This window comes from Acidovorax sp. BoFeN1, from assembly GCF_003345135.1.
GTDB classification, from domain to species: Bacteria; Pseudomonadota; Gammaproteobacteria; order Burkholderiales; family Burkholderiaceae_C; genus Acidovorax; species Acidovorax defluvii.
Map to the genome: position 1 here is coordinate 63067 of NZ_QOZT01000004.1, position 13937 is coordinate 77003.

Here is a 13937-nt window from a genome sequence, read left to right on the forward strand (position 1 = left end):
TCAGGGGGTGCTGCTTACTGATATCCCTTGGGGAACGGATCGGGCTTGATCAGTTGCGGGGACTCGGACACCACCTTGAACGAGGCGTCCGGCATACCCATGGCAATGCGCGACTTGCTCCACAGGTGGTGGTTGGCGTCCACCTTCACATAGCCCTCGGGCGCGGTGGTCAGCTCGATTCCGGGCGATGCGGCCACCACCTTGTCCACGTCAAAGCTCTTGGCTTTTTCGACCGCCGCCTTCCACAACCAGGGGCCCAGGTAACCGGCCTGGGTTACGTCGCCAATCACAGCATCCTTGCCGTACTTGGCCTTGAAGGCCGCCACAAACTTCTTGTTGTTGTCGTTGTCAAGCGACTGGAAGTACTTCATCGACGAATAGAAGCCCGTGAAGTTCTCTCCGCCCACACCGGTCATTTCGTCCTCGGTCACCGACAGCGTCACGAGCAGTTGCTTGTCGCCGGTGATGCCCGCCGCCTTGAGCGCCTTGTAGAACGCCACGTTGGAGCCGCCCACCACTGCCACAAAAAGACAGTCGGGCTTTTGCACCTTGATCTTGTTCATCAACGAGCCGAAGTTGGTGCTGCCCAGCGGGTAGTACTCCTCACCCACCACCTTGCCCTTCTGGAAGTTCTCGATGTGCTTGCGCGCAATCTTCATCGAGGTACGGGGCCAGATGTAATCGGAGCCAATGAGGAAGAAGCTCTTGGCCTTCTTCTCGGTCTTGGCCCATTCCAGGCTGTACAGAATCTGCTGCGTGGCTTCCTGGCCGGTGTAGATCACGTTCTTGGATTGCTCCAGGCCTTCATAAAACGTGGGGTAGTAAAGCAAGCCGTTTTCTTTTTCGAACACGGGCAATACGGCCTTGCGCGAGGCACTGGTCCAGCAACCAAAAACGGCAGCACAGCGGTCGTTGATGAGCAGCTTCTTGGATTTCTCGGCAAACGTGGGCCAGTCGGAGGCGCCGTCTTCCTTGATGACCTTGATCTTGCGGCCCAGCACGCCCCCCATGGCGTTGATCTGGTCAATGGCCAATTGCTCCGCCTGGATGGAACCCGTTTCGGAAATCGCCATGGTGCCTGTGGCCGAGTGAAGCTGGCCCACGGTGACCTCGGTGTCGGTGATGGCCAGCTTGGTGGTGTTGACCTGGGCCGTGGGCTGGCCGAAGGACCAGGCGGGAAGGCCCGCCACCGAGGCAGCGCCAAGCGCCTGCAAGATGCGACGGCGGCCGGGCTCGGCTTGAACGGAATTGCTGAGGCGGGGGTCGGAGGGGTGGCTCATGAAGACGCTCCTTGCAGAATCGGTGTGGATGAAGGGACGGGACGAAAGCGGGTTGTTTGCGCTGTGGAATGAAGGTTAGGGACAACCCTTGAATGCGCCCATACGTCAATTGACGTAGTCGTGCGTACGCACCGCTTCGCACGCCCTGTGTGCTCCTTGGCACGCCCCAAAGGACGCTCCTAGAACGTTTCTTGCTTGAAGCCTGCACATGGCCCCACCGCTCTCACCCGACGCCCAGCCCGCACCCCAAACCATCTTCCGGTTCCGGCGCGAGTACAACGCGTGGGTGGCCGACGAGACCATGGAGGACTACGCGCTGCGCTACACGCCCAAGAGCTTTCGGCGCTGGAGCGAATTCCGGGTCGCCAACACGGCGTTCGGTTCGCTGTCGTTCCTGGCGCTGGAGGCCATTGGCGGCGCGATTGCGCTCAACTACGGCTTCAGCAATGCCATGTGGGCGATCTTCACCGTGGGGTTGCTGATCTTTCTGACCGGCCTGCCCATTGCTTACTACGCCGCGCGCTACGGCCTTGACATGGACCTGCTCACGCGTGGTGCGGGCTTTGGCTACCTGGGCTCTACCATCACATCGCTGATCTATGCGGTGTTCACCTTCATCTTCTTTGCGCTGGAGGCGGCCATCATGGCGCTGGCACTGCAGATGGTGGTGGACTGGCCGCTGGAGTGGTGCTACATCGTCTCGTCGCTGGTGATCCTGCCGCTGGCCATGCGCGGAATCACGCTGATCTCGCGCCTGCAGGCCTGGACGCAGCCGCTGTGGCTGTTCTTGCTGCTGCTGCCTTTTGTGTGGATCGCGCTCACCCAGCCGCAGCTGTACCGCGACTTCGCCGGCCTGTCGGGCCTCAAAAGCGGCAGCAACCAGTTCGACCCGCTCATGTTTGGTGCAGCCGCCGCGGTGATCTTTTCGCTGGTGGTGCAGATCGGCGAGCAGGTGGACTTTTTGCGCTTTCTGCCCGAGCGCACGCCCGCCAATCGCGTGCGCTGGTGGGGCGCCGTGCTGGTGGCGGGGCCGGGCTGGGTGGTGATGGGGATGCTTAAGATGGCGGGCGGCGCCTTTCTGGCATTCGCCGCGCTGCAGTTCGAGGTGGACACCCAGCGCGCGGCCGAGCCCACGCAGATGTTCCTGGCCGGGTTCCACCAGGTCATGCAGGCTTTGGGCCTGCCGGGGCTGGCTGTGGCCGTGACAGTAGTGTTTGTGGTGGTGTCACAGATCAAGATCAACCTCACCAACGCCTACGCAGGCTCGCTGGCGTGGTCCAACTTTTTTGCGCGCGTCACCCGCAGCCACCCGGGGCGTGTGGTGTGGCTGGTGTTCAACGTGCTGATCGCCACGCTGCTGATGACACTGGGCGTATTTGGCGCGCTGGAGAAAGTGCTGGCCGTGTACAGCAACGTGGCCATTGCCTGGGTGGGCGCGCTGGTGGCGGACCTGGTCATCAACAAGCCGCTGGGCCTGTCACCCAAGGGCATCGAATTTCGGCGCGCGCACCTGTATGACTTCAACCCCGTGGGCCTGGGCGCCATGCTGCTGGCGGCCACGGTGGCCTGCTGTGCCTACGCGGGCCTTCTGGGCGATGAGGCGGCCGCGTTTTCGCCCTTCATTGCGCTGGTGCTGTCGATGGCGCTGGCGCCGCTGCTGGCCTGGCTGACGAAGGGCCGCTACTACCTGGCGCGTGCGCCGGGCAATGAGTGGCAGCCCGGCGAGATCGTACGCTGCGCCGTGTGTGAGAACCAGTTCGAGTCCGAAGACATGACGCGCTGCCCCGCCTATGCCGCGCCCATCTGCTCGTTGTGCTGCTCGCTCGAATCGCGCTGCCACGACCGCTGCAAGACCGGCTCGCGCGCGACCGACCAGTTGCGCAACGTGGTGATGGCTTTGCTGCCGCAGCGCTGGGCCAGCAAGGTGAACTTCCGCCTGGGGCAGTACCTGATGGTGATGGTGTCGCTTTGCGCGGTGATGGCGTTTCTGGTGGGGGTGGTGTATGTGCAGGAGAGCCTGCAAACCCCGGCGCCCGAGCAGGTGCTGCAGATGCCATTCCTCAAGGTGTTTTCTTTGCTGGCACTGCTGGCCGCCGTGTGTGCATGGTGGGTGGTGCTGAGCACCGACAGCCGGCGCATGGCACAAGATGAATCGGAGCGGCAGACGCAGCTGCTGCTGCAGGAGATCGAGGCCCACAAACGCACCGATGCCGAGCTGCAGGCCGCCAAGGACCGGGCCGAGTCGGCCAACCAGGCCAAGACACGCTATGTGGCAGGCATGACGCACGAGCTGCGTTCGCCGCTCAACAGCATCCTGGGCTATACACAGATCCTGCTCAAGAACCCGCACACCGAAGGCTGGATACGCGAGACGCTATCCACCATGCAACACAGCGGCCAGCACATGCATGCGCTCATTGACGGGTCGCTGGAGCTGGCGCGCATTGAGGCGGGCCGCCTGCGGCTGGACATGGCACCGCTGCCGCTGCCCGAGCTGATCGAGAACATCGAAGCCATGCTCCGTCCGCAGGCCCATGCCAAAGGCCTTCACTTTGTGGTGGAGACGCTCGGCACCATGCCCGGGTGGATACGTGCCGACGCCAAGCGGCTGCGGCAGATCCTTATCAACCTGCTGTCCAACGCGGTGCGGTTTACCGAGCGCGGCGAGGTGAGGCTGCGCATGGACTTTCGCCCGCATGTCTCGCGCATCGAAGTCATTGACACCGGCATCGGCATCGAGCCCCAGGATATGGAACGCATCTTTGTGCCGTTTGAACGGGGCAGCGCCGGGCGCCGGGCCAGCGAGGCAGGCACAGGTTTGGGCCTCACCATCACGCACCTGCTCACCGAACTGATGGGCGGTCAGCTCACGCTGACCAGCACCCCCGGCCAGGGCAGCACGTTCACCGTACGGTTGTATCTGCCCAGCATTGCGGTGGACCCGGCCTGGACCACGCCCAGCCGGGCCACGCTGCGCGCTGTGATTGGCTACCTGGCGCCGCGGCGCACGCTGTTGGTGGTGGACGACCAGCCCCTGCAGCGCCAATTGCTGGCTGGCCTGCTGGTACCCCTGGGTTTTGTGGTGCGCGAGGCCGCGAGCGGGCGCGAATGCCTGGAGATCGTGCGCCAGGAACCTCCCGACCTGGTGCTGCTCGATATCACCATGGACGACCTGGACGGCTGGCAAACCGCGACGCTGCTGCGCGAACTGCGTCCGGCGTCCGAGTTGCCCATCGTGTTCGTGTCTGCCAATCTGTTCGAGCACGAGGCCACCCGGCTGTCGGCCCAGCAGTGCCAGGGCTTTGTGGGCAAACCGGTGATCGAATCCGAACTGCTGCAGGCGCTGGAACGCGCGCTGGAGCTGGAATGGGTGCGCGACAACACCCCGCTGTCTCTTGGCCTAGACGCCCCCGCCGACACCAAGAGCCCGAACGACACCCTGGCCACCTTGCCCGACGAACTGCGCGAAGAGCTGACCCGGCTGGCGCGGTCCGGCCAGGCGGCCGCACTGCGCGAGCGGCTGCGGCGCGCCCGCAGCGAACTGCCGGGCCATGCCGCCACGCTGGCGCTGCTGCAAGCCAGCGCCGACCGCTTTGACTTTGAAACCCTGGCCCACCACCTGCGCGAGCCCGAAGAGGGAACCCCATGACCGACGAACCCCACACGGGACAGCACAGCAGTGAGCCCACCACTTATCCCACCACCCAGCAGATCAGCCAGCGCGTCATCCTGGTGGTGGACGACGCGCTCGACACCCTGCGCATGCTGTGCGATGCCCTGGCTGCCGAAGGCTACGCCGTGCTGGCCGCGCGCGACGCCGAAGAAGCCCTGCAGCGCTTTGACCTGACGGTGCCCGACGGCGTGCTGCTGGACGCCGTGATGCCCGGCATGGACGGCTTTGCACTGTGCCGCCGGCTCAAGGCCACGCCGCCCTGGTCGCATGTGCCCGTGGTGTTCATGACCGGGCTGTCCGACACCGAGCAGATCCTGCAGGGCTTTGCCAGCGGCGGGGTGGACTATGTGGTCAAGCCCCTGCGCATTCCCGAAGTGCTGGCCCGGCTGGCCACGCATGTGCGCAACGCCCAGGCCACGCGGCTGGCGCGCGAGGCGGTCGACGTGGCCGGGCTGGGTGTGGTGGTGCTGGACGGCCAGGGCCGCGTGGCCTGGCGCTCACCCCAAGCATTGCGCTGGCTGGAGGCCGCCTTTGCCGCCGACCCGGCTCCTGCAGAGGCCGCAGCTGCATGGCTGGTGTGTGCGCAAGCCACGGGTGACCAGACCCTGGCGCTGGCCGATGGCCGCCAGCTGCTGGCCCGCCACCTGGGCGCCAGCGGCCTGGCCGAATCCATGCTGCTGCTGAGCCGCGCCACGCCCGAAGCCGCTACCCCGCGCCACCTGCAGCAGATAGCGCTGACGCCACGCGAGACCGAAGTGCTGTCCTGGCTGAGCAAGGGAAAGACCAACCGCGACATCGCCGACATCCTGGGCATGAGCCCGCGCACGGTGAACAAGCACTTGGAGCACATTTTTGAAAAACTGGGGGTGGAGACGCGCACCGCCGCAGCAGCCATTGCGGGGCAGTTATTGCAGGTTTGAGTTCGTATTTTTCTGGTGGGCTACAGCCATCCCTATCCGTTCGGGCTGAGCCTGTCGAAGCCAGGGCGCTCCTTGCGAACAGCCATTCGACGGGCTCAGGGTGAACGGTTTATCTGAGGCAGCGCCAAATCAAATGAATTATTGGTCAAAATGGCCTCTAGCGCCTGCCTATCAAGCGTCAATAGCTATTTAAACAATAGCAAAATACTTCACAACCTCAGGCAGGCACGGGCTCCATCGCCGACGCCGGCAGGCCAAACACCCGGTCAAACACCCAGTTGAAGACAAAGGTGTAGCAAAGAAAGAACACGATCAGCGCCAGGTCCATCACAAAGGCCTGCCACAGGCTCACCTCGAACCACCAGGCAAACAGGGGCACCAGCGTGAAGACCAGCCCGCCCTCAAACCCGATGGCGTGCGCCACCCGGCGCGCCACGCTGCGCCCGCGCACGGTCTGGCGGGCCTCCCAACGCTCAAACGCCCAGTTGAACACCAGGTTCCACACCACCGCCACCCCAGAGGCTGCCGCCGCAATCACCCCCGAGTGCCCTGCGCCCTGCCCCGTCAGCACGCTCAAGCCCCAGGTGGCGGCGGCAATGGCGATGAGTTCGTACAGCGATACATAAAGCACGCGGCGCTTGGCGCCCTGCAGGCTGAGGAGAAGAGGCTGTGCGTGGGGCTGTATGGACATCGGCGCCACTTTATGTGCCTGCAGCTGATATATAAAGTCAGCTTATTTCAGTTTTTCTGATAGGTTGCGCCCATGGCTTTCTCTTCCGACAGCGTGCAAGTGTTTCTGGCCGTGCTGGACCACGGCTCGTTTTCGGCGGCCGCCAGGGCACTTTCGCGGGTGCCGTCGGCCGTGAGCATGACCATTGCCCACCTGGAGGCCGAACTGGACGTGCAGCTGTTTGACCGCAGCGGGCGCGAGCCCCGCCCCACCGCCGCCGCCCGCGCGCTGGAGCCCCAGGCGCGGCTGCTGGCCGGGCAACTGCAGCAGCTCAACGCCCAGGCGCTGGCGCTGACGCAAGGGCTGGAGGAACGGCTGACGCTGGCCATAGCCCCCGAGCTGCTGGCCGCGCGCTGGACGGGCCCGCTGGCTACCTTGGCATCGGAATATCCTCTGCTGCAGGCAGAGGTGCTGGCCGCACCGCAGGTGGATGCGCTGGCGCTGCTGCACAGCGGGCGTGCACAGCTGGCGCTGGTGTTCGAGCGCCCCAGCATCGACGGGCGCGAGGGGTTTCAGGAAGTGGGCAGTGAAACCCTGGTGGCCGTGATGGCAAGCCAGCACCCGGTGCTGGCCGCCGCACGCGCCGCCGCAGCCGCCCGAGGCGAGGCGCCCGAGCGCGCCCTGCTGCGCGAAGAACACCTCACCACCACGCGCCAGATCGTGGTGGCAAGCCGCGACCTGGCGCAGACCGACCCGCGCTTTGTGTTTGCCCGCCACCACTGGCGCACCGACAACCACCTGGCCGCGCTGGGCCTGATCGAAGCCGGCCTGGGCTGGGGCTGGCAGCCGCGCGCGCTGGTGCAGCCGCGCATCGCCGCCGGGTCGCTGGTGGAGATGCCGTTTGAAAACCTCAGCAACGGCGTGGCGCTGTGGGTGGACGTGGTGTGGTCCAAAGAGCGCCCGCTGGGCCTGGGTGCGCGGCGCTTCGTGCAGCTGATTGCGCAGCAAGGCGGATCGGGCGCGACGGCATGAATACTGATAAAAAATGGCTGTAGCGCTTATCTAGCAAGCGCATGCAGCTATAAACAATATAGCAATCACCATAGCGCCTTTGCGGAAAGCGCGCATTGACCCACCCGCCACATTGCGCCAAGCTGGCAGCCCAACCCTAAGAAAAACAACCATGAGCAAATCTCCCTTTCAAAGCAACAACAAGGGCCTGGCCAAGCGCTGGGCCGAATGGCAGCCCCGCCCGGCCAATGGCTCCGGCCCCAGGACGGTCTCGCTGAAGGATTTCGACCCCGGCGCCACGCCGTTCATGGACGGCGAAAAGGCGCAGGGCAAAGAAGACGTGCAGGCCCTGGCCATTGAACTCGACGCATTGCAGAACCTGCTGTACGCCGACCGGCGCTACAAGCTGCTGGTGCTGCTGCAGGGCACCGACGCTTCGGGCAAGGACGGCACCGTGCGCGGTGTGTTTGGCAGCATGAGCGCACTGGGAGTGCACGCCGTGGGCTGGAAGGCGCCCACCGAGCCCGAGCGCGCGCACGACTACCTGTGGCGCATCCACCAGCGGGTGCCCGGTGCCGGTGAGCTGACGGTGTTCAACCGCAGCCACTATGAAGACGTGCTGGTGCCGGTGGTCAACGACTGGATCACACCCGAGCAGCACCGCCAGCGCCTGGCCCACATCAACGACTTTGAACGCATGCTCAGCGAAACCGGCACGGTCATCGTGAAGTTCATGCTGCACATCAGTTACGAAGAGCAGCGCGAGCGCCTGCAAGAGCGCCTGGACGACCCCGCCAAGCACTGGAAGTTCGACATGGGCGACATCGCCGTGCGCAAGCAGTGGGCCGATTACCAGAAGGCCTACGAAACGCTGCTGTCGGCCACGCACACCCCCTGGGCACCCTGGACCATCGTGCCGGCCAACTCCAAGACCCACCGCAACCTGATGATTGCCACCGTGTTGCGCGAGGTGCTGCAGAACCTGGACTTGAAGTACCCGCCCGGCGACCCGGCGCTGGAGCATTTCACGGTGGAGTGACCGGGCTTAACACCATAAATGGCCAAAGTTCAGTACTGGCAATCGCTTGCAGCTATGTTTTAGTGAGCAAATAGGGCAACACCGGGGCGTTGGCGAATTATGCAAACCACGCATAACTCCGTAACACTCCGGCCTTGGACAGGTGGGCGGGGCAGGCATAAGCTTGCTGGCTTGAACACATCCCACAAGGAACCACCGCCATGACGCTTTCCACCGGAACGCCCGGCAGCATCGCCAGCACCCACACCCTGCCGTCGTACCTCGACGCCAACCACCTCGGCCCATGGGGCAACTACCTGCAGCAGGTAGACCGGGTCACACCCTACCTGGGCAGCCTGGCCCGCTGGGTGGAAACGCTCAAGCGCCCCAAGCGCATCCTGATCGTGGATGTGCCCATTGAAATGGACAACGGCACCATTGCCCACTTCGAGGGCTACCGCGTGCAGCACAACCTGAGCCGCGGCCCCGGCAAGGGCGGCGTGCGTTTTCACCAGGACGTGACGTTGTCGGAAGTGATGGCGCTGTCGGCCTGGATGTCGGTGAAGAACGCTGCGGTGAATGTGCCCTACGGCGGCGCCAAGGGCGGCATCCGCGTGGACCCCAAGAAGCTCTCGATGGGTGAGCTGGAGCGCCTGACGCGCCGCTATACCAGCGAGATCGGGCTGCTGATTGGCCCATCCAAGGACATTCCCGCGCCCGACGTGAACACCAACGGCCAGATCATGGCCTGGATGATGGACACGTACTCGATGAACACCGGCGCCACCGCCACCGGCGTGGTCACCGGCAAGCCGGTGGACCTGGGCGGCTCGCTGGGCCGCGTCGAGGCCACCGGCCGCGGCGTGTTCACCGTGGGCGTGGAGGCCGCCAAGCTGACCGGCATGCCAATCGAAGGCGCGCGCCTGGCCGTGCAGGGCTTTGGCAACGTGGGCGGCACCGCAGGCAAGCTGTTTGCCGAAGCCGGTGCCAAGGTGGTGGCCGTGCAGGACCACACCGGCACCATCGTCAACGCCAGCGGGCTGGATGTGCCCGCCCTGCTGGCCCATGTGAAGGCGAGCGGCGGCGTGGGCGGCTTTGCCGGCGCTGAAGTGCTGGCCAACGACGACTTCTGGGCGGTGGACTGCGAAATCCTCATTCCCGCGGCGCTGGAAGGCCAGATCACCAAGGACAACGCGGGCCAGATCAAGGCCAAGATGGTGATCGAGGGCGCCAACGGCCCCACCACGACCGAGGCCGACGACATCCTGCACGACAAGGGCGTGCTGGTGCTGCCCGACGTGATCGCCAACGCCGGCGGCGTGACCGTGAGCTACTTTGAGTGGGTGCAGGACTTCTCCAGCTTCTTCTGGAGCGAGGACGAGATCAACGCCCGCCTGGTGCGCATCATGCAAGAGGCCTTTGCGGGCATCTGGCAGGTGGCCCAGGAGCACAAGGTGAGCCTGCGCACCGCCACCTTCATCGTGGCCTGCCAGCGCATCCTGCATGCGCGCGAGATGCGCGGTTTGTACCCCTGATCGCAGCCGGATTCGGGTAGTCGGGCTGGCTACCCGGTGACGTCTTTTCTGCCCGGTTCCGCGACTGACGGATCAGGCACCTCGGCTCCCAAAGCCACCGAGGGCGCCACCGCCCCCACGCAGTGCAGTGCCAGGCAAAAGGGCTGCTCGCACTCGGCCCGCCCGGCATAGGGGCAGCCGGGGGTGTGGCACAGCCCGTGTTCACCGCTGCGGGCCTTGTCTTCTTCGCGCGGTACCTGCCCGCTGGCTTGCAGGGCGGCCATCTGCACCCAGGGGTCCAGGCGCATTTGCATGTCACGCCCATACACCTGGGCCGCCTGCTGCGGCTGAAAATCCATCACCAGCAGCGCGCTGGTGCGCGCGGCAGCGGGCTCGGAGCCCAGCAACACCAGCGCCACCACGCCCGATTGCAGGGCCTGTGGCGGTCCGGCAAACGCGGCCTGCAACGGTGCGGCTGAAGCCGTGGCTGCGGGCGCCGCAGCCAGGGACGGTGACTGGGCCTGCAACCACGCCGCCGGCACCCGCAGCGTCAGCGAGAAACCGCGTGCACCCTCGGGCGAGAGCACCGATCCCTGGCGCACCAGCCAGTTTTGCATTGGCGGCAACAAGGCGTCATCACGGCCGTCCAGCGCACGGGCCAGATCGGCAGGCCAGGGTTGCGCCCGCGTTACCTGCTGGGGCAACACCGAGGCCGTGAGCTGCTGCACCAGGGCGCCCACCATGCTGCGCAGCGGCGCAGGCAACCCGCTGGTGGGCCAGGCAGGCAGCAGGGGCGCAGCGCTGGAGGGGGCACCCAAACCCTGGGACGACAGCGGTGATGTGTGTTGTGCACCGGTGCCTGCGCGTTCGCCAGAACCCGCCAGGACCGATGGCGCATCGCCCAGGCCTTGCCGGGCCTGAGGCGACAGGCTCACACGGTCCGTTTGCGCAGGCAGTGGTGGCTGCGCGAACGCAGAAGCCACCTGGGAAGGCACTGCGGGCGTGCCCGGCGCGGGCGCCCCCGGCAACGCCTCTGGGGCTGGCAACGGCGCAGCCCCTTCGCGCTCGCCCCCCAGCAGCATGGCCTGCCGCTGCACAGCCGCTTGCGCCAGCGCCTGTGCCACGGGCGGCTGGGGGGTGCGGGGAGGATCCATGCGGATGGACATGGCAGGGCTAAATGTTGTGACAGGGTGCGCGCCAAGGGTTCAGTGCGCCACAGATTTTGCGGGGTTTGGCAGCCGTTGGCTACTGCAGGCGCCCCGATGCGGTGGCAGACCCCCGCCACACGACGCGGCAGTGTGGCCGCTGCGTCACTCGACCCGGTTCCACTCCAGCGCACGGCTGCGCCAGTGTTCTTCGATGGTCTGGGTGAAGTCGGCACGCACCAGCTTGGCCCGCTGCTCCAGCCAGTCGGCGTTCTCGCGCCGGATCACGATGCCTTCGAGGTTGCCCTGGCGAAACTGGCTGTGTGTTGCATGCACCCGTTCGCGCAACTGGTCCAGATCCACCGGCCCGGCATGCAGGCATGGCACGGTCGCGAACCCCATGCGCGCCGCCCATGCGTTGCGCCGCGTGGTGCTCCAAAACCGGCCGGTGCTGCGGTCGTACACATCAAACAGCAGCCACCAATCGGGCAGCGCGGCGTAGTCGAGTGAGTGGCGAGCGGCGCACCATTCACCAAACGCCACCAGGTCGGTGCCCAGCGCATCAAACAGCTTGTCTTCGTGTGCGGCCAGCCAGGGGCCGAGCCGGGCAAACTGGCCATGAAAGGGCTGCGGCAGATACTGCCCGCGGTTTTGCGCGCGCAGCACACCGTCGGGTGACACCGAAAAACCCAGGTTGGCGCCATCGAGCTTTTCTTCCAGCACCACCTCGCCGGCCAGCAGCTCGTGCGCCTCGTCGGGCGAAAGCACCTTGTCGTCGCGTGGCGCGCCGGTGGCCAGCCACGCAATGTGCGGGGTGTGCGGGAAACGGAAGAAATCAGTCATATCGAGCCTTTTTTCCATGCTTGGTGTGCCAACGCGCCACCAGCCAGTCGTTCAACAAATTCTCTACTTCCAGGCCCACCACCCGCAGTGCCTTCTGGCAGTCGAGCCAGTCGGTGTCGCTGGCATTGGTGAGCTTGCAGGCGCTGCCCAGTTCGAGCGCGGCCAGGGCGGCCGCCACCATCTTGCGGTCGGCCAGATCGGTCACGGCGCTGGCCAGATCCGGCGGCAGCACGGCATTGCCATCGGCATCGGGCTGCACATCGACCCAAACCACTTCGTTGTGGTCGATCTTGTGCATCATCACCAGCCAGCCATAGTCTTGCTCAGAGAGCTTGTGCCCGTATTCGCCGCACACCTGCCAGCCGGCGTCGAGCACGGCGTGGCGCGTGGGGTCTGCCTCAAAGGCCTCCAGCCAGTCAAACACGCGTTGGCGCAGGGCGGCGTCGTCCACCGGTGTGCCCTCGGGGCGAAAGGGCGATCCGACATCGACCGCACTGGCAACGATCAGCACGTTGGTGTCCACCAGCCGTGAGGCCGGCAGCGGCCCGCGGCTGTCAGGCTCCGCCACCGGCGGCCTCCCGCATGCGCTGCGCCCGGGCGCGAGCCTGCTCGCGCGCCTCGCCCATGGCATCACCGAAAAAGCGCGGCGGCCAGTTGCGCACGGCACCAAATTCGTCGATTTCCAGCGGGACCAGCACCGCATTGGCGCCCTGCCGTTCCACAAACAGCATCTGGCATTGGGCTGTGGTCGTCTGGCGGCGCGCCAGCAGCGTCTGCATGCGGCGAAACAAGTGTTCGGAATGCGTCTCCACCAGAAACTGCACCCGGCGCTGCTGGCTGACTTCAGCAAACAGCTCGGCCAGCACCGCCTGGGCCAGCGGGTGCAGGTGGATTTCGGGCTCTTCCAGCAGCACCGTGCTGCCAGGCGGCACGCTGTAGGCCACCGTGAGCACGGGCAGCACCTGGGCCACGCCCACCCCCACATCGCGCAGGTTGGCAGCCACGCCATCCTTGTGCACCAGCAGTTCGTAGCGGCTGGAGCGCCCCAGCTGGCGCACCTCGATGCGGTCGGCCAGGCCCATGCGCTGCAGCCCCGCCGACACGTTGCGCAACACCGCGCCCTGCCCCGCGCCCGGCTGCAAGGCATCGGACAGCAGGGCGTTGATGGCCTGCTGGCCCTCGGCCCCCACAGAGCCCGAACCGCCCTTGTTCCACACCTGGTCGCGCGCGGGCCGCTGGCGCAGCGGGCCCAGGTAAACAATGGCCTCCAGCTCGCGGCGCAGGGCCAGGCTCAGGTCTTGCAGATGCGCGCCATCGGGGCCCAGCAGGGCAATGGCCTCGGCCGAGAATGCAATCGAGCGCTCGGGTGCCAGGTGCGGCCCCTTGCCGCGTGGCCGGGGTTCGCCATCCACCCACACCGCATAGGCCCCGCGCTCCCGGCGCACAGCCCGAAACTCCCGCGCCACGGTGGACAGCGACAGCGCCTGCACCACCACGGCGCCGCTGGCCGTCTGACCATAGCTGCAGGCAAAGCGGCCCTGGCGCACGCGTTCGCCCTCGGGGCGCTCGAACTCCAGCACGATCTCGAACTGGCGCGGCGCCACGGTGCCATGCGCCAGCACGGCGTCAAAATCGCCCAGGCTGACCAGGTCGTTGGCCTCGTCGCCACCGAGGTTCAGGTGCACCGTGCGATCAGGCGCCGCCGCGGTCTGCTTGAGCAGCAGCAGGCTTTGCAGCAAGGTGGATTTGCCCGACGAATTGCTGCCCAGCAGCATGGTGACCGGCGCCAGCCGCACGCTGCCACTGTCGCGCCAGGCCTTGAGGTTCTTGAGCTGCAGGTGCTTGATCATGTGCGTCGATTCG

General features: G+C 65.9%; 11 protein-coding genes. 5 read left to right on the forward strand and 6 right to left on the reverse strand.

Features of this window, described 5'->3' with window-relative positions:
* Positions 1 to 14: 14 nt before the first annotated feature.
* Positions 15 to 1280 carry an urea ABC transporter substrate-binding protein gene (gene urtA / locus DTW89_RS01705; protein ID WP_114654654.1) on the reverse strand — a complete coding sequence of 422 codons (1266 nt, stop codon included), beginning with the start codon at positions 1278 to 1280 and terminating at the stop codon, positions 15 to 17.
* Positions 1281 to 1488: 208 nt separating this feature from the next.
* Here urtA and DTW89_RS01710 point away from each other — a divergent pair, with 208 nt between their 5' ends.
* Together DTW89_RS01710 and DTW89_RS01715 are read left to right on the forward strand one after the other, a co-directional pair.
* Positions 1489 to 4929 (forward strand): ATP-binding protein, encoded by a 3441-nt coding sequence (locus tag DTW89_RS01710; protein ID WP_201740920.1) that lies wholly within the window; start codon positions 1489 to 1491, stop codon positions 4927 to 4929.
* The gene (locus DTW89_RS01715; RefSeq protein WP_236636992.1) at positions 4926 to 5873 is read left to right on the forward strand and encodes a response regulator transcription factor; all 948 of its coding nucleotides are present in this window, start codon (positions 4926 to 4928) and stop codon (positions 5871 to 5873) included. The genes DTW89_RS01710 and DTW89_RS01715 overlap by 4 nt, the downstream gene beginning before the upstream one ends.
* A gap of 217 nt (positions 5874 to 6090) precedes the next feature.
* Here DTW89_RS01715 and DTW89_RS01720 read toward each other — a convergent pair whose 3' ends face one another.
* Positions 6091 to 6564, reverse strand: a complete 474-nt coding sequence (locus DTW89_RS01720; RefSeq protein ID WP_114654656.1) for a PACE efflux transporter — start codon at positions 6562 to 6564, stop codon at positions 6091 to 6093.
* A 72-nt stretch (positions 6565 to 6636) separates the two neighbouring features.
* Here DTW89_RS01720 and DTW89_RS01725 point away from each other — a divergent pair, with 72 nt between their 5' ends.
* The 3 genes from DTW89_RS01725 (at position 6637) to DTW89_RS01735 (ending at position 10107) form a co-directional block, all read left to right on the forward strand.
* Entirely contained in the window at positions 6637 to 7575 is a 939-nt protein-coding gene (locus tag DTW89_RS01725) for a LysR family transcriptional regulator (RefSeq protein ID WP_114654657.1), read from the forward strand.
* Positions 7576 to 7726: 151 nt separating this feature from the next.
* Positions 7727 to 8593, forward strand: coding sequence for a PPK2 family polyphosphate kinase (locus tag DTW89_RS01730; protein WP_114654658.1), 867 nt, complete (start codon positions 7727 to 7729; stop codon positions 8591 to 8593).
* Positions 8594 to 8793: 200 nt separating this feature from the next.
* Entirely contained in the window at positions 8794 to 10107 is a 1314-nt protein-coding gene (locus DTW89_RS01735; RefSeq protein WP_114654659.1) for a Glu/Leu/Phe/Val family dehydrogenase, read from the forward strand.
* A 29-nt stretch (positions 10108 to 10136) separates the two neighbouring features.
* On the opposite strand, the gene DTW89_RS01740 is transcribed toward DTW89_RS01735, so the two are convergent.
* From DTW89_RS01740 to DTW89_RS01755, 4 genes are all read right to left on the reverse strand, one after another.
* Positions 10137 to 11252: a hypothetical protein gene (locus tag DTW89_RS01740; RefSeq protein WP_114654660.1), complete on the reverse strand. Its 1116-nt coding sequence runs from the start codon at positions 11250 to 11252 to the stop codon at positions 10137 to 10139.
* 144 nt (positions 11253 to 11396) lie between these two features.
* Positions 11397 to 12074 carry an RNA ligase family protein gene (locus DTW89_RS01745; RefSeq protein ID WP_114654661.1) on the reverse strand — a complete coding sequence of 226 codons (678 nt, stop codon included), beginning with the start codon at positions 12072 to 12074 and terminating at the stop codon, positions 11397 to 11399.
* A complete protein-coding gene (locus DTW89_RS01750) occupies positions 12067 to 12642 on the reverse strand; it encodes a hypothetical protein (protein WP_201740921.1) in 576 nt (191 codons plus the stop codon). Before DTW89_RS01750 ends, DTW89_RS01745 begins: the two co-directional genes overlap by 8 nt.
* Positions 12629 to 13924 (reverse strand): AAA family ATPase, encoded by a 1296-nt coding sequence (locus DTW89_RS01755; RefSeq protein ID WP_114654662.1) that lies wholly within the window; start codon positions 13922 to 13924, stop codon positions 12629 to 12631. The genes DTW89_RS01750 and DTW89_RS01755 overlap by 14 nt, the downstream gene beginning before the upstream one ends.
* Positions 13925 to 13937 lie beyond the last annotated feature (13 nt).